The sequence below is a fragment of the Providencia sp. genome, assembly GCF_003533305.1.
In the GTDB taxonomy this organism is placed as follows: Bacteria; Pseudomonadota; Gammaproteobacteria; order Enterobacterales; family Enterobacteriaceae; genus Providencia.
The window spans coordinates 120,365-146,224 of the sequence record NZ_DOEH01000016.1 but is presented as its reverse complement, the minus strand read 5'-3'; the positions used below and the strand labels follow the sequence as shown (position 1 = coordinate 146,224).

The window sequence follows — 25,860 nt, the reverse complement described above, 5'->3', positions numbered from 1 at the left end:
AATGATATTTAACATCATAAATTTTAAACAGAAAAAAAAATTCACCTTCGACACTTTCATTTTATTCACCCGCTATTTTATTGGGTTAATACTGCTAAGTGCCCAAGCTCAAGCTGACTATGCGGCTAAAATATATAACCCAAGTGATGGCTTCTTAATTAATTTATCTAATGATAGCTTAATTAATCCCACCCCCATACTAGGCTCAGATAATGGCAAAACTTACTATAAGGTAGGTCAACCTATTGTCGTTAACGGTAATGGCCCTGGTGTTAAAGTGACAGGTTGGGTTTATTGCGCAGGAAAAACATGGGGAAATACGTCAACAGATATCGGCAAAGAGAATGCTTTTCATCGTTTGTGGATAACCACACCTTTTGAGGGAACAAAAATTGAAGGGTTGATTGGTTATCGAATTAATAGCAATGTCGTCATGACAGTTGAACGAAAAATGTATTATTGGACAAATATTCCAGCACCGACATGCTCATTAGCTAATCCTGGAACGGTAGAGCCTGTTGCTTATTTTACCGCGCAATTTCCATTTACAGTACGCTTTTATCTCCATGATGTTATTATTGATGATAAAGTTTTAATCCCAGCCGTCGTTCTTGGTGGCTATGTTCGAGCCTTTACCTCTGATGGGCAAGCGCCTCCATATTCAAGCTGGCCACTGGATGAAGTCTCTGTTCCTATGCGTTTAGCTGCGTCTCAAATAACAGTGAAATCATCTTGTGAAACAGTAGGTAGTAATACTATAAATCTAAGGCATGGACAACTTAGCAACATAAATTATGATAGCCGAGTGACAGAAGAAGTTACTTATAACTGTCATTTTGCGGCATCAACTGGTGTCCGTTTAAGATTAGATTATGCAAAAGATAATGATGCTCAAAAGCGTTTACCCATGACGAATAATCTCAACGCAAATGAGAAAATATACAGTGATTTAAAAATAATTGATGAATCGACAGGCCAATCAGGTACTGATATTAAAATTAATATTAAAGACTTTAAAACGATCACCCTTAGTAGCCATATTCAAGGCAATAATGCCCGCGAAGGGGACTATAATGGCTCAGCATGGCTTATTGCAACGTATGACTAATTTAAAAATAATATAATAAATTCATATTTCACCAAAAAAATTATTATATTTTTTATACTATAGGCATGGTTGCTGTGGATAATTAATTTTAAAAAAAACATCAATTAGATAACTATCCAACGCAACCTAATTTAACGCTAAAAATCACCTTAAACTATCAATATAAAAAATATTTTCATATTGATACCTTTCACAAAATAAAAAATCAAAAATTAGCAAAAAAAATAGATATAGATATAGATATAGATATAGATATAGATATAGATATAGATATAGATATATTTTATTGTTTACTCTTAAAAAAAATAGGCTTTATATGGTAACAAGACTAGACTCATGGAGCGCAATAAACTCCATGCTGATCAGTTGAGGAAACAAAATATCCATTATCACCTTGCGGGTAAATAGAAAAATCCGCCTTTAAATTTTCATAAATATATACTGATGGTAATATTTTCTCTAACACCTCATTACTAGAGTCATCTAATCTATTAATAATAATACTATTCGATTTAACATTAAATAGATTAATAGACCGGGTGTGATTGAAAAAGATTTTTCTTCGTATATTAGTTATTTTTTCTCCATCGATTATATCTCCTTTGATACTAATCCACCCATCACTTTCGTTTAAAGCCAAATGAATCATCACATGAGCAGTTATATCGTTATCTAAAGATTTAATATTTAGTCTTGCCTTACAACTTATTTCCGATAAATCATTATTAATCTTATCTTTCACAATAAAACTAGAAACTGTGAATACAGACAAAAACAAAATTAAATAAGAAACCTTATTCTTTTTCATTATGGCTACCTCCTTTCATATAATAAGAAACACAATTATTAGGCGATAAACGAAAACGACTAAACTCATTTGTGCAAACCAGGAAAGAAAAATCATTTATATATTTATAACTTTTCAAGTAAATCACCTTGTATTTTTTATCTAAATTAGAAATTTCGTTATTTATCAAATTCATATGATAGCCATCATAATAATTATCCAGATTACAATATATTTCTCTACCATCAAGCATTCCACACCGATTATAGTTATACAACTCCTTTTTATTATCAGTAATTTTGACGACGAAGAAATAAAAAATTATGACCATTAAACTAATAACCAATGGGAAAATATAGCTATATTTCTTATAGTTAGATATTTTACCTGGTAATTCTCTTGGTTTTACCTGCTCATGAAAATCGATTGTTTTTTCTTTTTCTGATACTTCATGATTTACATCAGCAGTCTCTAAATTAGTTAATTCGACGTATTCAATCTGAACATTAATATTTATTAAATACCCTTTTTTAGGTACTGTTTTAATAAAGTCCTCATTTAATTCTAAATCCTCAAATGCCTTTCTAATTAAAAGAATGTTTTGATAAAATGCGTTACTAGTAACATATTTTTCTTTCTCTCCCCAGCCTATTTTAAATAATTCCTGTTGAGTAACCAAAGCGCCTTTCTTATCAAGAAGATACTTTAATATCTTAGTTGATGGCGCTAATAGTTTTATATTTTTACTTAAACTACGCGATGTTAATAGACCTTCATCATAAAGGAATTCAATATCGTTATTGATAAGATATATCATAGAATGCTCATTATACTTACGAATTAAGAAACTAAAGGTTGCTACCTTAACTTTCAATTATAGCGAATAAATAAAGAGCTGTGAAGTATCATATTCAGTTTGAAGAATTTTTAATGCTTTACCCTGCTAACCATAAAGGGCTATTTTCATGAGTCGACTTAAGTAAAATAAAAAGAACTAAATTAATCATATTAAAAAGTCTGGTGATGTAAAGATTAATAGACACTTTTCATTTATATAATAAAATAAATTTTTAACCGACCCACTCGAAATTTACTTATATCATTAATAATGAAATATTTTAAATTAAAATCGTCTGCTATATTGATGTTTCCCTTTTTCTATAACTCACTCCTAAACAGCGTATGCAAAGCTCGTTAAAGTTAAGAAAGACTAAAATGGAAAATTTTGAATTATGGCTTAATGCTTTTGAAGCTATGAATCTTAAAATTTTATCTCTAAATGACTAATAATATTATTAATCCAAATAGCAAAAATAAAAATTCGAATCTCCCCCGCCCCACTTCAAAACGGCACCTGACCAAAAATCAGGTAAAAACAAAAAGGCGTTAGGTGAAAATCACCTAACGCCTTGATAAATTTGGTGGCCCCTGCTGGACTTGAACCAGCGACCAATCGATTATGAGTCGACTGCTCTAACCAACTGAGCTAAGGGGCCAAAGTGGGAGCGATTATACGTGCAGTTTTATCCTAGGTCTAGTGTTTCAGAACTGTATGGCGATTTTGTGTGCAAAATCATGGCTAGACTTATAATTCAATACGATACCATTGGTCACAACTATAGTTTTTAACTAAATTATCTTCCTTTACTAAAACTCATCATATTTGCCCATAATACTCAGCCGCTCACGCTTTTATATTCATCACTAACTTATCTGCAACTATTCACATTGCAGATCACAGCATACAAAGATAGTTCAAAGTACCTAGGTCAACCTGTGACCTAGGCTGCTGAATGCAATAAGCACTCGTGTAACTATGAATACATCGAATTGATACCTAATTAATTCAAAGGGCATATTGGTTACACCAAAAATCACAGGAAACTATGCAGCTTTGATAATTAAACAATAATGACACCTATGAAAATTGAAGTATAAAGGTGCCTAGTTATATAATTTATAAGCAATTTACATCGAGGATAACATACCATGAAAAAAATACGTGCGGTTCAATATGGTTGTGGAAAAATGGGGAAATTCCTTATTCGTTACCTACAAGAACATGGTGCTGAAGTGGTGGCAGCTTTTGATATCAATGAAGCCGTTATAGGCAAAGATATTGGCGAAATCGCAGGAACAGCGCCAACGGGTGTTAAAATACAATCATTACAAGAGGTAGATAAAGCACTTGCAACGTTAAAGCCCGATGTCGGTATTATTGCAACACTCAGTACAATGGCCGATTTAGAAGAAGCGTTTTCTTTATTTGCACGCCATGGTGTCAATGCTATCTCAACAGGTGAAGAAGCCCTATATCCTTGGAACTCATCTCCTGAAATCACCCAAAAACTCGATAAATTAGCAAAACAAAATAACTGTACACTAGCTGGTAGTGGCTATCCTGATATGTTTTGGGGAGTCTTAATCGACACCTTAGCAGGATCAATGCATAAACTAGTTAAAATCAAAGGATCTAGCTGCTATAACGTCGAAGATTATGGTATCGCATTAGCAATAGGCCACGGTGCAGGTCTGAGCGTGGATGATTTTAATGCACAAATTGGTAACTACAACGACTTACCTTATGCGGTTATCTCTCAAAAAATTGAGAGTGGAGAGTATGCCCCACCTTATATGTGGACACAAAATGGTTGGCTATGTAGTCGCCTTAGTCTCACTATTACTAACCAAACCCAACGTTGTATTCCACAAATTGCGCTACAAGATATCTATTCTGACACCTTAAAAATGACAGTAAAAAAAGGTGATGTTCTTGGCTTGTCTGCCGTCGTAATTACTGAAACAGCAGAGGGCGTCACCCTTGAAACTGAATGTATAGGAAAAATTTTAACGGCTGATGAATGTGATAAAAATAGCTGGCAGCTCATTGGTGAGCCAGATACTTCCATTGAAGTGAATAATCCAGCTACAGTAGAGCTTACCTGTGCAAATTTGGTGAACCGTATACCTGCGCTGATTAATAGCCCTTCAGGCTATACAACAACAGAGAAAATGCCGAATAACGTCTATATGACTAAACCGATGCACGAATATTTATAAACTTATTTAGCCCACAATTTAGTGGGCTATTTTATTTGAATATGATGACTAACATAGCGATTAACGTGGTTTTGCCATTTGCCATGTGAGATGACGCTTCACTGCCGCCCATTCAGAGTCGATGATGCTATAAATACAAGTATCTCTCAGCTCTCCAGTACGTGTAAAAGCATGCCGCCTTAATATACCATCCAATTTTGCCCCTAAGCGCTCAATCGCTGTACGACTTTGGTGATTTAAAAAGTTAGTCCGAAATTCAACTGCAACACAATCTAACTCTTCAAAGGCATATTGTAATAACAAGTATTTTGCCTCTGTATTAATCGGTGAGCGCTGCACTTCAACGCCATACCATGTTCCGCCAATCTCAACTCGTCTGATGCCCTTTTCGATACGAAAAAAACCGGTCATTCCAACCGCTTTTCCCGTTCTTTTATCAATAACAACTAGAGGTAGCATCTCTTTATTATGAAAACGCTCAAGACGACTATCAACATCAATAGCAATATTTTCAGGTTCAGGCACCGAGGTATACCATAATTTATGTAGGCCATCTCTTTGGATCATTTCTGCAAATGCACGATCATATTGATGAGATAACAATTCCAGCCGGACATGCTCGCCTTCTAAGATTACTGCTTGGCAAATCTCTTTCATGGTATATTCCTGAATGAAAAAATGTGATTTGTGTTGAAATCTAATGGCTTATTACGTTTTTCATTAGTTTTAAACTGTTTTGATGACATTAATTTGAAACGCATACCAGTATTTAGACTTAATCGAGTATTTTCAACAAAACATATGATAAAAATCACAAATTATTAACATTATTCTTAATTCATCACCCTATTAGGCTAAAGTTAACTCATCTGACCTGTTACTAGAGCCCCTAATGGGAGCAATTATGAGCAATTTTAAACATTTATTTACCCCACTAAATTTGGGGCATACGGTACTGAAGAATCGGATTCTAATGGGCTCTATGCACACGGGGCTTGAAGAACATCCTCAAGGTAGTGAGCGGCTTGCCCATTTTTACCGCTTACGTGCTGAAAATGGTGTTAGCCTCATCATCACTGGGGGAATTGCCCCTAATAAAGAAGGCGCACTCACCGCCCATAGTGCTATTTTGAATGATGAAATGCAGCTCCCATTTCATCAAGAAATAACCCAAGCCGTACATCAAGCAGACGGTAAGATAGTGCTACAGATCTTACATGCTGGTCGTTATGGTTTACATCCCTCCTTAGTTGCACCAAGTGCTATTCAGGCTGAAATTAACCATTTTGTGCCTAAAGCACTTTCTAGTGATGAAATAACCCAAACTATTTGTGATTTTGTCACCACGGCTAAACTCGCTAAACAAGCAGGCTATGATGGTGTTGAAATTATGGGTTCTGAGGGATACTTCATTAACCAATTTATCACTGAGCGCACTAATCATAGAACGGATGAATGGGGTGGGAGTTATACCAATCGAATACGCTTACCTTTAGAAATCGTAACGCAAATTCGCCAAGCAGTTGGTGAAAATTTCATCATTATTTATCGTCTTTCTATGCTGGATTTAGTAGAAGGAGGATCAACTTGGGAAGAGATTGAATATCTTGCTAAACAAATAGAAAAAGCGGGCGCTAGTATGATCAATACCGGTATTGGTTGGCATGAAGCACGAGTGCCGACTATTGCGACCCAAGTACCTCGCAGTGCATTTAGCTGGGTGACTGAAAAACTAATGGGTAAAGTGTCCATCCCATTAATTACCACCAATCGCATTAACGACCCTTTCGTTGCCGAGCAAATTATTGCTGATGGCCAAGCCGATATGGTCTCAATGGCACGCCCTTTTCTAGCTGATGAAGCTTTTGTACGCAAAGCAGCAGAAAATAGAGCAGATGAAATTAATACCTGTATTGGCTGTAACCAAGCTTGCCTCGACCAAATATTTAATGGAAAACTCGCCAGTTGCCTAGTGAATCCACAAGCGGTTAGAGAAATTGACTATCCGAATGAAAAAGCAAACCTAGCCAAATCCGTTGCCATTGTCGGTGCGGGCCCTGCGGGTCTTTCTTGCGCTATTTATGCAGCTAAACGTGGGCACAAAGTCACGCTATTTGAAAAATCTAACCAAATTGGTGGGCAATTTAATCTTGCCAAACAAATTCCAGGCAAAGAAGAGTTTCACGAAACTATCCGTTATTTTTGCCGCCAGCTAGAAATACTCAAAGTTGATGTCCACCTTGAACACGAAGTGAATGCTGCGAGCCTACTGGGTTTTGATGAAGTCATTATTGCGACTGGTGTTATGCCTCGCGCCATCAAACTTGACGGCATCGAGCACCCTAAAGTCATGACCTATATTGATGTTCTCGCTAAACAACACCCCGTTGGCAACAATGTGGCAATTATAGGTGCAGGTGGAATTGGCTTTGATATCGCCGAATTGCTGACTCAAAAAGGACAAAGTAGCAGTTTAGATACTCAACTATTTAATCAAGAGTGGAATATTGATACCAATATTAGTGCCACTGGCGGTATATTTCCCCCCAAAAAAGAACGCGAGAGCTCAGCTCGCCACCTTTATTTATTACAGCGTAAAAATACCAAAGTTGGCGCAGGTCTTGGAAAAACAACAGGATGGGTTCATCGTCTATCATTAATGAAACGCGGCGTTCAAATGCTGAATGCCGTTGAATATATGCGAGTTGATGATGAAGGTTTACATATTCGCCATCAAGATAAAATACAGTGCCTATCCGTTGATAATGTCATTCTTTGTACAGGGCAAGAACCTTATCGACCATTAAAAGATCAGCTTGCTCAGCGCGGTATCAACGCATATGTGATTGGTGGTGCAGATGTCGCAGCTGAGCTTGATGCACGCAGAGCAATAGAACAAGGCATGCAAATAGCTTATCAGCTCTAACATGGTGAAATGAATGGATATAGCCCGTCGCTGCGCCATCATCAAACACAATGTATTCTATATTTGATTGCTTCTAAAGATTCATTTTAGAAGCAATCATGCTATCAACCATAATTAAATCTAGTCCACTATAAATTAACGCAGTAATGTTCACAAAACAGAATAATAAATGAGTCTGTATAGATGCGTATTATTCAAGAAATCCGCCTTTACATCCTTCTGTAATATAGCCTTGACAATTATTTTAGTAACATCACATATTATAAATATGTCGCGGTAATTGTTATACTACTTGTGTACTTATTAATCGGTGTTTGAATCGTCGGAGCGGTGACTGGATTTTGATAATCATTCACTAACCATACATAAAAAGGGTATTTCCCTAACGTTCCCTCCCCCCCGGTGAAATTGAGCTTTAATGCATCCGTCAGCGGATTTCCGGTTAAAGGCATCACGTCTTCACCTCTGAATTGTCCAGCAGAAAAAGGCAATGCAAGGGTTGTTGAAACACCTCCAGTGGCGGCTTTGAGCTCACTGGCATTATATGTCACAAAATACTCAAAATAACGAGCTCCTGTGTTCACATCCGGAATAGTGCCTGCTCGAAAATCGCCAACATCTGGTTTATCTTTAGCTTCAAATAGAAAACGCATTCCACCAGTAGCTTTAGTACAATCAAAATTTTTCCCTGTTATAGGGTCAATCTGCACAAAACCGGGGTCGCTGAACCCTAACACTACTTTTCTCTTCAATATTCCAGCGCTTCCAGCAACAGAGACAGTATTATTCGGGCGTGTCGTTATCCCCACATTCCACGAAATATCAGTCCCCCTAGAATCTAGCGACAACGACATCACACAAGTCACCGCTTTAATACGAGCACTCACCTGTGTGCTTTGCGCAGGAAATGAACAAGCAATTATCAGTAATCCTCCCCCCGCAATAATAATGGGATGTTTTGCCCTTCGATTATTACTCATGCTCCCCCCACTCACGATTATAGTACGTTAATTTGTCTATCTCGGATTGATATATAAATGCATAACACTGAAGTTTATTTTTTGTAATTCAACAGGTTATATTCGTTTTTTACACGCCATCACAATACAATTATTATCAGTCCGGAACTCAGACTTAATCATCGCTCTCGAATACGCTAGCCTCACCAATACAGCCTACAGATAGGTCATAGTCAACGTTACAACCCCCCGATACTGTGTGCCGGGTGCTGGTGGAGGAGTTGGCCAAGCATCAGTGGGAATGCTTCGCGGCCCCGAGAACCGGAGGTTATAACTTGTATTTCGTGCCAATTGGCCACTCACTGGTTTAATAGCCATTGTATTCTGGCCAAATGCACCAGACCGGCACCCGAATGCTTGCCCCATTGCTAGTGTATATCCAGATACATTTGGATATGATGCCAAAGATTTTCCTTGTTCATCAAAACCGGTGACAAATGAGCTCTTCGATGTTGGAGTGAACTTCCACCAGTCTCCATTAGAAATCCCACCTTGGCCGGTAGCAACATAAGTATAGCCATTCACTACGACGCCAAACATCCACCCACCGTCCGAATTGATCCAACGTAACTTAGAATTAGCAGAAACCCCATTCATCTTTGTACTTACGCTACACAACATTCCATATAAACCTGAAGAGCCCTCTGAGTGCACCGATTTTGCTGAGATAGCCGCCCAGACAGGAAATGTTGACTGACCGTCCTCAGATGTTAATACAAATACCGGTCCACTAGCCTCCGTCATCCCTACTGCACTTTCCATTTGCACAGACCTTGGTGCGCCTGTACCAGGGAATCTTATCATTAATCCTGCCATACCACTGGCTCCACAACTGGGATCCACAGTGATCATACTGTTCGCGGTTCCGGTGCCTACACCGCTGCCGACTGGCAGTAATTGCCACACACCTCCCGCTGCGACGTAGTTCCAATCACCCAGATCAACAGCACCGCTTGTACCCGAAGATACATTAATGCTACACGTTGACTCCACAATACGAGCAGAAACATCCATTCCAACAGCACCTGCCCCGTTGGGAATACCATAGAATGCCAATGACGTCGCGATACAAACCCCAGTCAATGGTTTACAGGGAGAAAAGTACATTGTAGATATCTCCTATTTTAAAGTTAGTTGTAAGTTACCGTACAAACACGAGTAGAAGCATCGGAACAATCGGTACCAATATGGAATATTGTAGGCAGGCTATGTACCTCTGTACCTGCGACTCTGGTCATCCCAATACGAGCACGATCTGGAAATATAAGATATGCATCTACTACGCTCTGCCAACTAGACCCCATTTGAATGATATAAAAGGGCATGATGTTGATAACAACAGCAGAGCCTGGGCGTAAAGTCGTCGGGTAGGTTGCTACCGTCGGGAGTACTGAAACACCGACTCTTATCGTATTTTGGTGAGGAGCCGGTGGTATAGCATAAATAGGCACCGACAGTGTGGTAATAAACACCGCTGACGGTACTAACCAAACCGCAGCCGAACGTAATAGTCTTATTCGCATATCCAGCCCCTACCAAGCGAGTGTCCTAAAATAATCAAAAAGAGGGAGCTCTCCCCCCCTCTTCTGGTTCTCAGGTTTACTGATAGGTAGCCTGGATAGTGAAATTACCTCTATATATGTTGTCTGCCGCAGTTGCCGCCACTTCAGGGAAGCTGGCATTCGTATAAGATGATTGTAAATAAATTTCAATTGGGTATTGGCCCAATTTGAAATCTGGATCTACGTTACCTGCTGCCTTAGAAATCTTGATATCACCCGCAGTACCTTGTAAATCTATCGCATCAGAATCGCCGATTAAGCCTGCTGATGTTGGGTAAGCTACTGTTGCTTTACCTGCACCTGATGCGGCTTCTACTGCGGCTGTAAAGGCAGTTTTATTCACTGCAACTGCATAGTTGAACCAACGCGTGCCATCTATACGCTCGATTTTCCCTTGGTATGGTGTAGTTAATGCGGCTGTATCTGTAGCATGTGCTGTAAATAACAGATCTAACCCATTACCAGCCGTGTCACAAGCCACTACAGCTTCTGGACCACCCGGTACTGTTGGGTTGGTAAAATCGATATTCATAGAGCGTTTTAATGAAGTCGAATTATCAGTGATTACCGAGCCCGCAGCGCCTACCGCTAGACCAGGTGTCCAACGGAAGAAATTACCTGCCGTCGTTCCGTTTGAAATATTCATTTCGCACGTAACTTTTGTCGGAACTACTTCTAAATCAATTTGTGCTTTCGCTGTTGAACCTGGTGCCGGAGCAACTGCTAATGCGTGAGTAGATAGACCGGCTAGTGCCATTGCAATCAAACTTAATTTTACATTTTTCATATACATTTCCTTTAAAGAAATAAAAAACAACCATTTCCCTCTCATATCAATACGATCGGGGATCTACCACTGCTCGACTCGCTAACCTAATCAATACTCACTGTGATAGTCAGCTTTGATTTATAATCACCAAGTGGAACATTGTCCTTATTTGCCGTACTGTCTCCATGATGCAATCGCACAGTGAGCGGCAATATTATCGAAGCCTTCGAAACAAAATTAGAGGGCAAATACCCACTTTCTGTCTCTGCCGTATTGATTAACTCATCCAATGTTGATTCCGCTGGTGTCCATTCACCATGCCAAACCTGACTAGCATCCAATACATGCTTCTGTTTCCATTCATTACTGAAGCTATATGACGTCCCATCCAGCTTCACAACACAATAATTTGCCGTGTTGCACTGCATACCTGTCGATAGTTTTTTCAACGGCAAATACGAAGTTTCTTCACCATTCACTCGGGCATCACTAAGTCCAACGGTGTAATACAACCATGATTGGCTGCTGGTATTTTCTTCAGTTTGCCATGGCGATACCGGTGCTCCTGGCACTACTGGTGCAGCCATATCACCTAGATATGTCATAAGCCCTGCATAACCACTTTCCGCACCCGTTGTTGAGATGTTATCTGCCATCAAATTAATATTAAGTTGAGACAGCGAGCAGTTCTCAATCACCAAATTCACACGCTCCGCTTGCATGACTTCATTACTAGCTGCTTTCGCCCAACGAACCCCTGATATCTCAGTGAACTCCATCTTGTAACCTCCGCCGTTGGCGGTTACCGCACTACCATTCATTGTCATTGTGTTTAATTGGCACGAAGGCACATATAAATACCCCTTCATCACCATATCGCCGCTTTGGTAGGATACGCCCCCTAAATCTGTCGCTTGGCTTTGCGGAAAACTGCCTATCACACATACTGAAACCCAAGAAAATAACTTCCGTATACCAGCCGATATCATCGTCATACTCCTCCCCTTATTGGTAGCTAAGGGTATACATGCCCTTAGCCACAATGGCTCCAGCATCGCTCGCACTCAGATTAGTTCCTGGCTTAATAGCGTAGCTCGCCTTAAAGTTCACAATAATATCTGGGGCGGATGCTGGTCTTGGCGTAGACAACGTAGCTTGTGGCAACAGACTCGTCACTTGGCTATCCCATTTCACCAATTTGTCATTCCCTGTTCCCGGCCACTCACTCGAGTTAAACCACAACTGGAAGCCTACTGAACTATTCGTACCATCAGATTTTTTGGCTTGTAAAATTTTGTCGCCATCGGTTGTACCTGTCATTGGCGTGAATTGAATATTCAGCTCAGTATTTCCCACACAAGTCAGTCGCAGCTCACGTCGAACCGCATCAGAAGGTGCCTGGCTCTTCACGTCATACAGGTTGTGATCTCCCACTACATTGATGCTGCGCGCAGGTAAATTAAATATCAAAGATCCTGAGTTAACATTGCAAGATGCCAACGTGGTATTTCCCATCACTTTCACTACGTCTTTATATTTAGCAATTTCGACATCACCTTTTTTAAAGGTCACCACGCGGCTCAATAACTCACGATCAAGCGTAGAAATATCACCCGGCTGAACATCATTTCCGATAATCAGTAACCCCACCTCCAGCTCTATTGCAGGAAATGCATTACCGTTTTTATTCGTCAGCTTGCACTGGTAAAAATCATTCGATAAGCTCAAGGGATCGCAGTTTGTTCCCCCTATACTGCCTTTATGGCGTATCATAGTTTCAATATTACGCACCGCTCCCGTAGTGTAAGCTGATGGACGAAATACCCAGACTTGTGAACCGCCACCACCATTACTGGCTATCAAATTTGTACGTTCAACATCCAAATAAGCTTGGTCAGAAACCCACTCCACGCTATAGGTGTAGTCATTGATATTGCCTCGGCATGAACCACAGTTAACCGCAGGTAAACTCACCATCTTCGAGACAATAGGATGAACACTGCTCACTCGTACCGGAGCACTAATCGTCTGTGTACCAAAGGACACAGTAAAATTACGATTAATAGTGTCTGCTAGACTGACTGTTGATATCGCCATGGATGCCGTGCTTGTCATCAATAATGTCAACAGTAAACGCGATATTTTCGGTGTAGATTTAAGTAATGAATTCACTATTGACATTGCACCGTCTCCTCCGTAAATGTTCCGTCTTCTTCCGGTAATGTGAATTCCCCTTCACACCCCTCGTCATCATACTTGCCCCACTTGGCCTGTAAGACGCCACTGTTAGCAAGACCCGACAAGTACACTTTGCCTTTCTCAGCAACAATCCCAGTACGAGTAGTTCCTTTGGTATTCACAGTCACAACCGTACCAAATGGTAACGGCTTCCCCTGATGTAATAATTTCAATAACACGCGACGGCCCACTTCAGCATCAAATGGCACTTTTACTAGTGCGCCTTTCGAAGGAATAAGCACTGCATTGTTATTACGAATTTCCACGTTCTCAGGTAAACTCGCCACATTAATGGACACTTCGTTACGAGCGTAGGGGATAAGATTCGGTACAACGGCATTCCCAAACCAATCAGTTTGAATATTACCGTGAGACATACCCACACCTGATGCTCCCGGAATTTCCACTAATGCCATGGCACTTTCAAATGATAATGGTTGTGATAATGTCACACCGTCAGGATGCACAATCACTCCCCCACTGATACCGTAATTGGTCTGCCATGCATCACGTTGGCGACCATAACCTACATTCATGTTTCCATAAGCGGCGTTATACCCCAGGCTCGTATTGGTATTTGCACCTTGATCCTGGTTATCCCACCCTTCTGATACTGAATAATTTAAGCGGCTGTCATCAAAGAAACTACCGTTCAGCCCCACGTTGTGTTGTACACGATTGTTATAGCCATACATTGCGTAATTCACTGATGTGTTACTTGAGCCTAACCAATCCCCAAAGGAGGTAGACATCGTCAATGAAAACGTTTTATCTGTACCGCTACCAGGGGAACGATTGATGCCACCAGCGAGAGAAATAGACACTTGATTAATACTTTTACTGTAACTTACTGACCAATTTTCACTGTAACCGGACTGGTTCCAGTAATCGTCCCGGCTACCCGATAAAGATGCAGACCCATAATCGCCTAAACCTTGAGAGAGTGACATTTGAAGGCGAGAGCGTTGATGTTTTCGATTATCCTCATCCCCCGCAGTAAAAACTCGAGGGTCAACCCTCAATGCTTCACTGAAAGTGTAATAATCACTGGTTGCATAGCGGTATGCCATCAAGTTAACTGATGTCTCGTCAAAAGCTCGTGAATAGGATAATCGGTATGCTTGTCCCCTCTTGGTACCGTAATTCCCAGGAAAACGTGCATCGGAATAGATTACATCCGCCGATATTGCTCCAATAACTGGCAGGTATTGCCCTACACCTAAAGACAATGTTGCATAATCTTTACTCAAAATACTGCCACTATAGAGCGTCGTACTATTCGTTGCTCCCCAAGCTAACGACCCTAGCGCAAAGTCCTTACTCATACTGTTACTATTCAGACTTTCCACGTGGTAACGCCCCGTCGCTAAGTTGTAATATGTTCGACCTTGACGCACCAAAATCGGTACTTGTGCACTGGCTTGGGTATAGCGGCGAATGGTACCGTCCGACTCTCGGATCTCAATATCCATATCCCCGTTATAGTTACGAGTTAAGTCTTTGAATTCAAAAGGCCCTGGTGGGACATTTTGTTGAAATATCAACGAATTCCCTTGATACACCGATACCACCGCATTACTATTCGCAATACCACTAACGACTGGAGCAAAGCCGCCTAAATCCGGATTTAACATAGAGTCATCAGACTGCAACATCACCCCTTCGAATGGGATGCTTTCTAGAATATTACCGTCGGTAGACGTCTGTCCCACCGTAAGTTGCCCGCCTTGCCAAAAACTATAATCGTGTTGCAAATACGTATTTAGTACGTTCCATTTAGAATGCCCTGTTGAACTGGTGGCATAATTCATATCATTCCGAACTCGCCACCCCATAATATTCAACAAACCACTCAAATTTAAAAAATCAAAACGATAAGTTCCATCCGAGTTATTGTTCATGCTAGAACCAGAATAATCGTAGTTAACCATTAACGCAGGAACCCCCTGTTCCCATGTTGATGGCGGTGTGCGAAGCCATCCTGGTGGCGTAATGTAAGCCTGTGGAACGGTGATTTTTAATGAACCATCTTGATAATTAAAAACCTCTTTAGATTCAGGAACCCATTCGGATATTCCTCCTCGAAGGCCCATTTCATCTTCTGTACCCCTAGCGCCCTTGTCTTGAGCAGTAGGTACTGTTTCAACAGGTAAAGCATGCAGAGTTTTATCTGACTCAATGCCCCACGCCTCCAGTAATTGCGGAGTAATAACCGCTTGTAATACACCTGGATCTCTTTCGCTAGCGACAAAACTTACTGGACGTTGGTCAACTTTCTTATCATTGACATATACGGTGACATCGTATTCGCCTGGAAACATTCCGCCAGATTTGGCAAAATAATCTAAATTGAAAGATGTTGATTCAGCTTTGTCTGAGAACTGTAAAAAACCAATGTCAAAATCTAATGCCTCTTCTGCAACACCCTGAACAATAAATCCCCCAAACGCCAATGCACACGATAAGCTTATCTTTCCCTGATGGATTAAAATTCGCCATTTCATTATTATTCTCTTAGGTTGTGTTCAGAGTTCAGGGGCTTACCACATCAAAGCAACTAGCCCACCATCATTAAAAGGCTTTACTAACCTTGTTTGTCTTACCACCAAAATCATTGATAGTTTGATAAGAGACAGTGCCACTCTTTACCGTTGACTCAACCGCAATACTGCCAAATGGCGGTATCATTGGATCTGCAGGAGTCAGGGTGGTTGTGTCATTTAAAATAATATTGGTCAGTGTCAAGTAGTACGGCGATGGGTTACTCAGCATTAGGGTATTGCCATTCAATTTAACATTCACACCACCATATGCTTCCACCAACGCACGCTCATCACTTAGAGACTGCGGTCGGTAAAATAATTTAATTTGCGTATTCAGTGCGAATTGAATAACACTGCCTTTGGCATCTTTCGGCTTTGGCGGTATTGCTAGAACATTGATATAAAAAACTGACTCTCGGTCTTCAGGTAATGCTCCCCCCGCCCGATTCACTCGTAATTGCACAGATGAATTTGGATCTAGACGGTACAAGGGTGGCGTGATAACAAAGCTTTCCACTGCATCATCTTCTGTCACTTCTTTGCCCGTTTTTTCATACGGTGAAGCCCAAGAACGAATTAACCATGTATCTGTTGCAGACGAATTATTCGCAGTAAATACAGCAGCTTTCTCATTCGAATTAAACACTACTCGGGTTGTACCTAAATAAATACCGCCTTGTGAGATACTGCCTTCCGCTAATACGGATGCAGACAATATCAGTAATAAAAACCCGAAAATCCTGTGCATGATGAGTGTTCTCTCTTTTGTCTAATATCGCCAAAAATAAAATGTAAGTACGGCCAAGGAAATAGGCGATACCGTCGCAATAAAATCCGCAAAGTTACATTTCATTCTGTTTATTAAAATCGAATAAATATGGAAACCCGTGTTAACGACAATAAGCACATTGAGCATATGCTCTTTCCTTTACTCCGATAAAAATAATTGAGCATGTTTTATATATTCATTTAAAATATGAACTATTTATATCAAAGTAAAAACTGTGCCATAACGTAAAAATACTTATCATCAATAATGTAAAAAACAAATAAAACTCTATATTTTTTATGTGGACTTTTAAAATAGCCTATTATTCATATAATAAGTAACTCAGATTCATTACCGAATACTTAAGTATTCAATATCAGCCAAATAAGCTTCAAAAGGATTAAATGAAGTGCAATATTTATTGTCAATAGCTGACTGTATTTCTGACGACTGTAACTTAACGTCAATATAATTAAAAAAATGCGACATTGGTAAACCTAAAACCGTGACATAATTAAAAATAAAATCCAACGATACTTTATTTCTTCCACGCTCATAACGTGAGATTTGTTGTTGGCTCATATGCATCACAGTTCCTAACTCCTTTCCTGTTAACCCTTTATTAACACGTGTTGCCCTAAGGTAATCTCCTACCATACTGTCAAAATCATGGTCACTTGAATTTAATAAGGTGGCCTTTTTCATATTCACCTCTATTTAAGTTAAGGATTATTCCTTGAAGCACAATTTAGCTTTTGGTGTCTTGTTAGTAAAATCGTTTATTGCATCATAATAAGTCATTCTTGATAGATTAAACCTATCAAAAATTGTCAACTGATCGTTAATTACGATCAAAAACACACCAAATAAGCGTATATTTGAATTATTCCTTAAATTACAATCAGATACGAATTACTCATTAAATGAGTTAAAACTAATGCTTTATGCTGCAATAATGCAGTGTTATTAATATTGATTAGCAGTAAAAGGATAGCCACAAATTTTTATTCTAAATATTTTACTCTAATATCTTTGGATAAATAAAATAAGGTTATTTTTTTATACTTTAAAATTAATAAAAAAAACCAAAATAAAAGAAAAATCGTTTAATTATTACATTAATAATGTAAATTAAATGAAAAAACGCTGATGTAAAGTTAAAATAATTCAATATAAAAACCGAGTTTAGAATAAATAAATGTGATCTCAAACGAATAAATAACAAAAAAAAACATGATTATATAGCATAAGAATAATCTCAAAAAAACACATTAAAATTAAAGAACATAAAAAAATTCAAATAGAAGATCCCTTCATCATTAAATTGAGTAAAAATAAACTATATTTTCCTATCCAAGCTTTCATTTAAATGAAGATTGACATAAAAAACCATATGATAGAAATTCTGATAATTAACGATTAACACCATTGTATAATGTAATAAATCATTAAGAATAAAGTCATATTACATTGCAGTTTATGATTTTTTATCTTCATAAGCCCAGTTACCTTTCTTTTTACATTACTCATAAGCATTAACATCTCAAACTCAACAATCTTATTCGATGAATTCGAAAACCAATTGCTTAGCTAATTGAAACAATAAAATAAAGTATATCTGTAGCCATCAAAAGTGCTTCTATCATGCTATATAGCCAAGCAACGTTGTAACACACACATAAACCGTTGTAACAAAATCAACTCTAGGCAAAGAAAAATTCCACGAAACCATCCGTTATTTTTGCCACCAACTAGAAATATTCAAAGTTACTATTAACCTTGAACACAAAGTGGATGCTACTAGTCTGATAGCAAAGTAGTCATTGGCTGCATCAATGAAGAATCTGTACCTACGAAGGCATTAACTTGAAAACTAAAGCTTCGATTAGTGCAGTGCCTATATGATGAATAGAGCCAATAATATGAAACCTCATCTGTTTCTACATTTTCAACTTGACTTAAAGTTAACTTGAAGTTGTATCATTGCAGCCTGTAGCGGATTTAATCGTTCGAGTAGATTTTGAAGATAGTACAAAATGATTTGTGTTGCCTCTAATTTAGATTGTCGATTCTCTTAATTTATTATGTCCGATGCTTTTGAGAATGAAATAATGAGGAAAAATAAATTGAATATTGATTCAAATATAGGGCATATGAAATATAACGATACAAAGCAAAAATTTTCTGAATGGGAACAACAACTTATAACAGATGGGCCGGGTTTTACTTATATGGCAAAATTTGATCAGGGAGAATCTTATTCAGGTAGTCTTGGATTCGCTGATCTTGAAGAGAAAAAAAGACTAACAATTGATAGTATTTTTAATCTAGCTTCTATATCAAAGCAATTCACCGCTTTCTCTATCTTGCTGTTAGAACAAGGTAACAAGCTTGCTTTACACGACCCAATCACAAAATATTTACCCGAACTTCCTGAATATGCTAATGATATTACCATTCAAGACTTAATTTATCATATTGGTGGAATGGTCGATTATATAGAATTAGCCTTAGCCAAGCAGATTGATTATTCAGATCCGTTAGGGCCAGAAGAGAGTTTAGCTGATTTAGTTGCCTACCCCGTTCCCCTTTATCAAGTAGGGACTCAGTTTGATTATAGCAATACTGGCTATTTTTTATTGTCCATTATTATTGAACGAGTCAGTGGCCAAAGCTATAAAGATTTTGCCCAAGAACACATATTTAGCCCTTTAAAAATGGATAACTCCTTCATCGTAGAATCGTATCCAGTTCAAACTATGATTGCTCGAGGTTATCGTAAAGATAGTAAATTCAGCTATCAATTATATGAGAGCTTATGGACTCAAACGGGTGATGGTGCAGTTCATTCTACTGCCTCAGATTTAATGAAATGGGGTGAAAACTTTGCCAGTGGAAAAGTTGGTGGTAAAGCGCTTGTCGAAAAGATGCTTCAAGCATTACCCCCTAAACATATCACAGGCAAAACCATTAAAAACCACGAGCAATATGCCTATGGAATCATTATCTCACAACACTTCGGTATCTCACATTTTGAACATTCAGGGGGATGGGCTGGCTATGCTACCTATTTTTTACGCATACCTTCCTTAGGCTTGAGTGTTGCCGTCTTAGGTAATATTGAAAATTTAGATACACAAAAGATCGCTTATGATATTACCGACATAATTTTGACTCAATATAAGGAACTCTATATCCACAATGATTAATAATAATGTGGCTACATATTGGCTAAAAGAGAAAATTTCCGGTAAATGTTATTTAAATCAACATGATTTTGCTGTGTATGTGAACCCTCATTTAGATGAAGATTATTTAGCTGTGGCGATTCAAGATCAAAATAAGTATTGGCTTTCATTACACCCGCAGTTATACGCTGAATTATCTATTAACACAGAGTTAACCCAAGAAACCGCAGAACCATTGCGAAAACACCTAGCTGACCGATGGTATGGAGCAGATCAGTTTTTTTATTTTAGCCAAGAGGCACTATCAGCACTACGACTCAAAAAAGTTCCCTATTACATTCGTGCATTAACAGATGCTGATACAAAAATATTTCAATCTTTTTGTGAAGCCTCCAGTGAAGAAGACTTAGACGGCGCTTCTGTCGAGCTTGAACATTGGCTGGTCTATGGTCTATTTTCTAATGGGCAATTAGTAGCAGTCGCAAGTATGTATCCTTGGGATGAAGAGGCAAGTATCGCTGACTTAGGTGTTTTAACCTTATCTGAGCAACGTGGAAAAGGCTATGCTCGCGAATTAGTACTCGCGATTTGTCAGATAGCATTAGAAAAAGGGTACCAGCCACAGTATAGATGTCAGTTAGATAATAATGCATCCTTAGCATTAGCAAATTCTTTAAATTTAATGTCTTATATTAAATGGGATGTAATTCTTCGGACCAACGACTAAAAAAACAACAAACATTGAATATTTCATTGAAACGAATCAACGACTCTATTAAGAATAGTAATTATATGATTAATATAAATGGCATCAACCAAGGCAATTTGTTTGATGTGTGTGAATTAACATCTAATTCAGATGGCGTTGCCACTGTACTAGAAGACTATATCTGTTGTAATGCAACATCAATTGCAGAAGCGAGTTACTTCCCAAACTTTCACCCTAAGTCATTATATTATAACGATACTTTAATCGGCTTTTTTATGTATAAAACAGATATTAACAATCTAAAAGAAGTTATGCTTTGTAGATATATGCTTGATTATAAATTTATTGGAAGAGGTTTAGGGAAAAAATCATTTAATGCGATACTAAATTTTTTTAGTTCAGAAGGAATTAAATCAGTCACACTAGGGCTTGATGAAAAAAATATAGTAGCAAAAAATTTATATCAGTCATTTGGTTTTGAATTCACAGGAAAAATTGTGGATACCGAAAATATTTATCATTTAGTTTTATAGCTCAATATAAACCCCTATTGAAAATGATGAGAGTACCCATAAATTACACAAAACCCGCTTTTAAAGGCGGGTTTATTAATTCAAGATATTTATTTGTAATATCAATTAGCAATATTAATCACGATGAGATAACTGGGCTTCTGAATCAGCCAAACGCTCATCTTCCGCCAAACAGACTGCCGCAGTGAATAAGACATCCGTTGATGAATTCAGCGCTGTTTCTGCTGAATCTTGCAGTACGCCAATCATTACACCTACTGCGACTACTTGCATGGCAATTTCGTTGGAAATTCCAAACATATTACACGCCAATGGAATAAGCAGTAATGACCCACCCGCTACACCCGACGCGCCACAAGCACAAACCGCAGCGACTACACTTAATAACAATGCAGTTGGGATATCAACAGGAATATTAAGAGTATTTACGGCAGCCAATGTCAGCACAGTAATGGTCACCGCTGCACCCGCCATATTAATGGTTGCGCCAAGCGGAATAGAGACAGAATAAGTATCTTCATGCAAATTCATACGGCGACACATGCCCATATTTACAGGAATATTAGCCGCAGAGCTTCGAGTAAAGAATGCTGTCACACCACTTTCACGTAAACAAGCAAATACTAATGGGAACGGGTTGCGTCTCATTTTCCAATAGACAATCAGCGGGTTAACAATGAATGCTACTACCAACATACAACCAATGAGAACAGCAAGAACGTGGAAGTAACCTTTTAAGGTTTCAAAACCGGTTATCGCTATTGTAGAAGAAACGAGACCAAAAATACCTAAAGGGGCAAGCCTTATCACAACGCGAACCAATTGCGTAACTGCGTTCGATAAGTCATGGATCACGTTCTTAGTCGTTTCATTTGCATGACGTAAAGCAATACCAAGCCCAACTGCCCATGCCAAAATCCCAATATAGTTACCTTTAATTAGTGCATCAACGGGGTTAGCAAACACATTGACTAATAATCCTTTCAATACCTCAGCAATATTTCCTGGGGGATTTAACTGTGTATCACCAACCGCTAACACTAAGCTCGATGGGAAAAGGAATGAGCCAATAACCGCCACAACAGCCGCAAAAAAAGTACCTAAAATATAAAGCACTAAAATTGGACGAATATTCGTTTTTTGACCTTGTCGGTGATTAGCAATTGAAGACATCACTAATACCCAAACTAATATTGGTGCAACAGCTTTTAATGCACTTACAAATAAATCGCCCAACAGCGCAACGTTCTTAGCCGCTGATGGCCACAACCATGCCAGTAACATACCAGCAATAAGGGCAACAAGAATTTGTTTAACCAAACTGCCATGAGTAATTACTCGCCATAACCCTGCTTTGTTTGTTTCCATAGTAGACCTATATTATTTATCTTTTATTATGAATTAGATGTGTTTGCTAAGAAGTTAATATTCATGGTCAATTTTTGTTTGAATTCAACACATTTCAATTAATCCGTACAGTAATGCTTATTGACTCAGAAGAGCTGAGTAAGCATTGCTTTAATGGATATAAATTCATTATTCATTAGATTTATGGCTTTCCATAGCGAATAAATCGTTACAAAAATAAGCATGAAACATCAACTGCCTCTGCGCCAGTATAAGGAATAATAATCGCCTGAAAAGGCTATTATCCAAAATATACACAATGATTTAATTTGTTTAACAAATATTTTACACAACTGTGATCGCAATAGAGTTTTGTTTCTTATAGTAGAATGACGTAATAGAAAATGAATGATATTTTTCAGCGAGTTAAAACAAAAAAAGCACCCTACGTTACCGTTAGGGTGCTTAATCTTAAAAACAATTTTATTAACGATTAGATTCGTTGCGTTTATTCACAATGGTATTGATAACCAATGTCAGTACTAAAATTGCAGCAATCGTGCCTAAAGAGATTGCCGTTGGAATATGATAAATATCCATCAACAACATTTTCACACCGATAAAGCTTAAAATTACCGCTAAACCATACTTCAACATCGTGAATTTCTCTGCAACGCCAGCCAGCAAGAAGTACATTGCACGTAAACCTAAAATGGCAAATAAGTTAGAGGTTAAAACAATGAATGGATCAGTTGTGACGGCAAAAATAGCCGGTATGCTGTCTACAGCAAAAATAACATCACTGATTTCAACCAATATCAAAACTAAAATTAATGGCGTCGCAATTAATACGCCGTTTTGTTTAATAAAAAACTTTTCACCATGAAGTTCGTCAGTCATACGCAAGTGTGAACGAACCCATCGGACTAACGGCTTGTCATTAATGGGTGAATCATCTTCTTTTGAAAACGCCATTTTAAGCCCAGTAAAGAGTAAAAATAGCCCGAAGATATATAAAATCCAACTAAATTGCATGACCAACCAACTGCCTGCAAAAATCATAATAGTACGCAGGACAATCGCACCTAACACACCGTAAACCAGTACACGTCGTTGTAAAGTCGCAGGAATAGCAAAATAACTAAAGAGCATTAACCAAACAAATACGTTATCAACTGCCAATGCTTTTTCTAATAAATAACCGGTGAGGAAAGCCATGGTTTGGCTATCTGCAAACTCACGACCAACAGTGTCATTGAAATACCACCACAAACCACCCGCAAAAATAAGCGATAACGTAACCCAGACAATACTCCAGCTAGCTGCCTGTTTCATCGACATCGCTTGACCTTTATGCTTTCCTTGCCAAAAAAGATCAACAAGCAGCATAGCTAAAATAATGACCGCAAAACTACCCCATAATATTGGGTTACCTACAGAGTTCATTTCCTTTCCCTTTAATACAAAAAAAACGGCTGATATCCAGAAGACATCAGCCGCTTAAAATGCTTTAACCTCAAGAAGTTATCTTTTGGTTGTAAACAATGTGCAAACCTCGCCTTCTGGCAAGGTCTCACTTACAACACAAATAACCTGATGGTTAGAATGTGGTGCTCGGCTACCGGGCGCAATGTGTGCACCGTAATGACGATAAACCGACAAGAAAGAAGTTACTCCCCTTTGCTGCCAGTGAAGATAATGTAAATAGTCTTAAAATGCAATAAGTACAAAGTAACAATTCAAAAAATATTTGGATCGATAAATAGCAAATTAAGTGATTTTTTCCGACTTTTTCGGACAAACTATAGCTCTAAACGTATTTTTTAGGTACTTTACGTTTAACCAAAAAAGAGAGAGAAATTGTAAAAAACACCCGAAACTTAAATGAATACTAAAAATAAGCTTAAAATTTACTGTTTAGTTATTTTCTGTTTTGTTAAAGTGGGCGTGCTTTAAAACTAACAGCCTGCGGAAACGCGAGTTTCACTCAGGTATCCACTTAATCCATTTCTCCCTGCCCAACAACAAGTTTGTTGCTGTTATTGCCGTTTAGGAAACATTAATGGAATTAGTTAAAGAACTTTTTTTTGCCCTTTGGCACCAAGATTATGTCACTCTATCTAACCCGTCTTTAGTATGGGCTATTTATTTTATGCTGTTCTCTATTCTCTTTCTTGAAAATGGAGTTCTTCCGGCCGCATTTTTACCCGGAGATAGCTTATTGATTTTAGTTGGTGTTTTGATTGCTAAAGGTACGTTGAGCTACCCGCTAACTATTGTAATATTAACCGCAGGCGCAAGTTTAGGCTGTTGGGTCGGTTATATACAGGGGCGATGGCTTGGAAATACAAAATTGGTTAAAGGTTGGCTCTCACACCTCCCCGAACACTACCACCAGCGCGCCTATAGTTTATTCCACCGCCATGGTCTTGCCGCTCTCCTAATAGGTCGTTTTTTAGCGTTCGTTAGAACCTTGCTGCCAACTATTGCTGGCCTCGCAGGATTGAAAAATGGTCGTTTTCAAATATTCAACTGGCTCAGTGGCTTATTATGGGTATTGATTTTAACCGCAATCGGTTATGGATTCGGCAAAAGTCCAATTTTCTTACAATATGAACATCGCATAATGAATGTACTGATGTTGATCCCTGTTGGACTGTTGATTATTGGCCTTGTCGGCAGTATTGCTGTTGTGGTTAAGAAAAAACTTTCCGGTAAGAAAGCTGGCTAATTCTCTTGTGGGGGCCGATTTTAACGCTCCCACACCTTTATTTTACATACTTTTACCTTGTCTTATTTAGCCTACTATCACTTCTCCCACTCCCTATATTTAACTATTTGATTACATACTTTATTTTCTAATTGTAAATTTTTTTATTTTTTTAGATTTTAAACATGAAATCAGGATATACCCCATTGCACTTAGCAAAAAAATGACTATTGTTAATGGAGTTAAGATATTTTTTCTATTGATAGGAGGTTCTAATATGTCATCAAATCATTCATCTGAAGATCTACGCGTTGAACTAAGATCGCTGGCCGACTCTCTCGAAGCAATGTTAAACGACACTGGAAACAAATCGAAAGAAGAAATTGAAAGCCTAAAATCCAAAGCACAGGATGCGCTCTATTCATCAAGAGCAAAGCTTAGCCAAGCGAGCGAACGCATCACTGAACAGACGAAAGAGATTGCGGGCCGTGCTGATAACTATGTCCGTGAAAATCCATGGACGGGTATTGGTATTGGTGCAGCAGTCGGTGTTGTTCTTGGCGTTCTTCTCGCTAAACGTTAATAACGAATT

General features: G+C 38.5%; 22 protein-coding genes and 1 tRNA gene. 8 read left to right on the top strand and 15 right to left on the bottom strand.

Annotated elements, in window-relative coordinates:
* Position 1 precedes the first annotated feature (1 nt).
* Entirely contained in the window at positions 2 to 1,108 is a 1,107-nt protein-coding gene (locus DD649_RS09665) for an adhesin (RefSeq protein ID WP_294106656.1), read from the top strand.
* A gap of 334 nt (positions 1,109 to 1,442) precedes the next feature.
* Here DD649_RS09665 and DD649_RS09660 read toward each other — a convergent pair whose 3' ends face one another.
* The 3 genes from DD649_RS09660 to DD649_RS09650 all read right to left on the bottom strand — a co-directional run bounded on the left by DD649_RS09660 (position 1,443) and on the right by DD649_RS09650 (position 3,391).
* Positions 1,443 to 1,916 carry a hypothetical protein gene (locus DD649_RS09660; RefSeq protein WP_336430336.1) on the bottom strand — a complete coding sequence of 158 codons (474 nt, stop codon included), beginning with the start codon at positions 1,914 to 1,916 and terminating at the stop codon, positions 1,443 to 1,445.
* Positions 1,903 to 2,712, bottom strand: a complete 810-nt coding sequence (locus DD649_RS09655; RefSeq protein WP_294106652.1) for a winged helix-turn-helix domain-containing protein — start codon at positions 2,710 to 2,712, stop codon at positions 1,903 to 1,905. Before DD649_RS09655 ends, DD649_RS09660 begins: the two co-directional genes overlap by 14 nt.
* 602 nt (positions 2,713 to 3,314) lie before the next feature.
* Positions 3,315 to 3,391, bottom strand: a tRNA-Ile gene (locus DD649_RS09650).
* Between the two features lie 493 nt (positions 3,392 to 3,884).
* On the opposite strand from DD649_RS09650, the gene DD649_RS09645 reads away from it, so the two are divergent.
* A complete protein-coding gene (locus tag DD649_RS09645; RefSeq protein ID WP_294106650.1) occupies positions 3,885 to 4,955 on the top strand; it encodes a dihydrodipicolinate reductase in 1,071 nt (356 codons plus the stop codon).
* Positions 4,956 to 5,015: 60 nt separating this feature from the next.
* On the opposite strand, the gene DD649_RS09640 is transcribed toward DD649_RS09645, so the two are convergent.
* Positions 5,016 to 5,612: a GNAT family protein gene (locus DD649_RS09640; RefSeq protein ID WP_294106648.1), complete on the bottom strand. Its 597-nt coding sequence runs from the start codon at positions 5,610 to 5,612 to the stop codon at positions 5,016 to 5,018.
* A 247-nt stretch (positions 5,613 to 5,859) separates the two neighbouring features.
* Here DD649_RS09640 and DD649_RS09635 point away from each other — a divergent pair, with 247 nt between their 5' ends.
* Positions 5,860 to 7,881, top strand: coding sequence for an NADPH-dependent 2,4-dienoyl-CoA reductase (locus DD649_RS09635; protein ID WP_294106646.1), 2,022 nt, complete (start codon positions 5,860 to 5,862; stop codon positions 7,879 to 7,881).
* Positions 7,882 to 8,141: 260 nt separating this feature from the next.
* Here DD649_RS09635 and DD649_RS09630 read toward each other — a convergent pair whose 3' ends face one another.
* The 9 genes from DD649_RS09630 to DD649_RS09590 form a co-directional block, all read right to left on the bottom strand.
* A complete protein-coding gene (locus DD649_RS09630; protein ID WP_294106645.1) occupies positions 8,142 to 8,861 on the bottom strand; it encodes a hypothetical protein in 720 nt (239 codons plus the stop codon).
* 195 nt (positions 8,862 to 9,056) lie between these two features.
* Positions 9,057 to 10,007, bottom strand: coding sequence for a hypothetical protein (locus tag DD649_RS09625; RefSeq protein ID WP_294106644.1), 951 nt, complete (start codon positions 10,005 to 10,007; stop codon positions 9,057 to 9,059).
* Between the two features lie 23 nt (positions 10,008 to 10,030).
* Positions 10,031 to 10,423, bottom strand: coding sequence for a hypothetical protein (locus tag DD649_RS09620; protein WP_294106642.1), 393 nt, complete (start codon positions 10,421 to 10,423; stop codon positions 10,031 to 10,033).
* Positions 10,424 to 10,499: 76 nt separating this feature from the next.
* Positions 10,500 to 11,249: a hypothetical protein gene (locus tag DD649_RS09615; protein ID WP_294106640.1), complete on the bottom strand. Its 750-nt coding sequence runs from the start codon at positions 11,247 to 11,249 to the stop codon at positions 10,500 to 10,502.
* An 86-nt stretch (positions 11,250 to 11,335) separates the two neighbouring features.
* Positions 11,336 to 12,226, bottom strand: coding sequence for a hypothetical protein (locus tag DD649_RS09610; protein WP_294106638.1), 891 nt, complete (start codon positions 12,224 to 12,226; stop codon positions 11,336 to 11,338).
* 10 nt (positions 12,227 to 12,236) lie between these two features.
* On the bottom strand, positions 12,237 to 13,412 hold the full coding sequence (locus DD649_RS09605) for a hypothetical protein (protein ID WP_294106636.1): 1,176 nt from the start codon (positions 13,410 to 13,412) through the stop codon (positions 12,237 to 12,239).
* Positions 13,403 to 15,973 carry a fimbria/pilus outer membrane usher protein gene (locus DD649_RS09600; protein ID WP_294106634.1) on the bottom strand — a complete coding sequence of 857 codons (2,571 nt, stop codon included), beginning with the start codon at positions 15,971 to 15,973 and terminating at the stop codon, positions 13,403 to 13,405. The genes DD649_RS09605 and DD649_RS09600 overlap by 10 nt, the downstream gene beginning before the upstream one ends.
* A 67-nt stretch (positions 15,974 to 16,040) precedes the next feature.
* Positions 16,041 to 16,760, bottom strand: a complete 720-nt coding sequence (locus tag DD649_RS09595; protein WP_294106632.1) for a molecular chaperone — start codon at positions 16,758 to 16,760, stop codon at positions 16,041 to 16,043.
* A gap of 372 nt (positions 16,761 to 17,132) precedes the next feature.
* Complete coding sequence (locus DD649_RS09590) at positions 17,133 to 17,486, bottom strand: helix-turn-helix transcriptional regulator (protein ID WP_294106631.1); 354 nt, start codon at positions 17,484 to 17,486, stop codon at positions 17,133 to 17,135.
* A 1,421-nt stretch (positions 17,487 to 18,907) separates the two neighbouring features.
* Between DD649_RS09590 and DD649_RS09585 the strand changes: the two genes are divergently transcribed.
* From DD649_RS09585 to DD649_RS09575, 3 genes are all read left to right on the top strand, one after another.
* On the top strand, positions 18,908 to 19,990 hold the full coding sequence (locus DD649_RS09585) for a serine hydrolase domain-containing protein (RefSeq protein ID WP_294106629.1): 1,083 nt from the start codon (positions 18,908 to 18,910) through the stop codon (positions 19,988 to 19,990).
* The gene (locus DD649_RS09580) at positions 19,983 to 20,696 is read left to right on the top strand and encodes a GNAT family N-acetyltransferase (RefSeq protein ID WP_294106627.1); all 714 of its coding nucleotides are present in this window, start codon (positions 19,983 to 19,985) and stop codon (positions 20,694 to 20,696) included. The genes DD649_RS09585 and DD649_RS09580 overlap by 8 nt, the downstream gene beginning before the upstream one ends.
* Before the next feature lie 65 nt (positions 20,697 to 20,761).
* Positions 20,762 to 21,211 (top strand): GNAT family N-acetyltransferase, encoded by a 450-nt coding sequence (locus DD649_RS09575; RefSeq protein ID WP_294106625.1) that lies wholly within the window; start codon positions 20,762 to 20,764, stop codon positions 21,209 to 21,211.
* Between the two features lie 114 nt (positions 21,212 to 21,325).
* Here DD649_RS09575 and sstT read toward each other — a convergent pair whose 3' ends face one another.
* Both sstT and DD649_RS09565 read right to left on the bottom strand, forming a co-directional pair.
* Entirely contained in the window at positions 21,326 to 22,579 is a 1,254-nt protein-coding gene (gene sstT, locus DD649_RS09570; protein WP_294106623.1) for a serine/threonine transporter SstT, read from the bottom strand.
* Positions 22,580 to 23,044: 465 nt separating this feature from the next.
* Positions 23,045 to 24,004 carry a TerC family protein gene (locus DD649_RS09565; RefSeq protein WP_294106621.1) on the bottom strand — a complete coding sequence of 320 codons (960 nt, stop codon included), beginning with the start codon at positions 24,002 to 24,004 and terminating at the stop codon, positions 23,045 to 23,047.
* A gap of 616 nt (positions 24,005 to 24,620) precedes the next feature.
* On the opposite strand from DD649_RS09565, the gene DD649_RS09560 reads away from it, so the two are divergent.
* Together DD649_RS09560 and DD649_RS09555 are read left to right on the top strand one after the other, a co-directional pair.
* Complete coding sequence (locus DD649_RS09560) at positions 24,621 to 25,289, top strand: DedA family protein (protein ID WP_294106619.1); 669 nt, start codon at positions 24,621 to 24,623, stop codon at positions 25,287 to 25,289.
* A gap of 256 nt (positions 25,290 to 25,545) precedes the next feature.
* Complete coding sequence (locus DD649_RS09555) at positions 25,546 to 25,851, top strand: YqjD family protein (RefSeq protein WP_294106616.1); 306 nt, start codon at positions 25,546 to 25,548, stop codon at positions 25,849 to 25,851.
* The last annotated feature ends 9 nt before the right edge of the window (positions 25,852 to 25,860 follow it).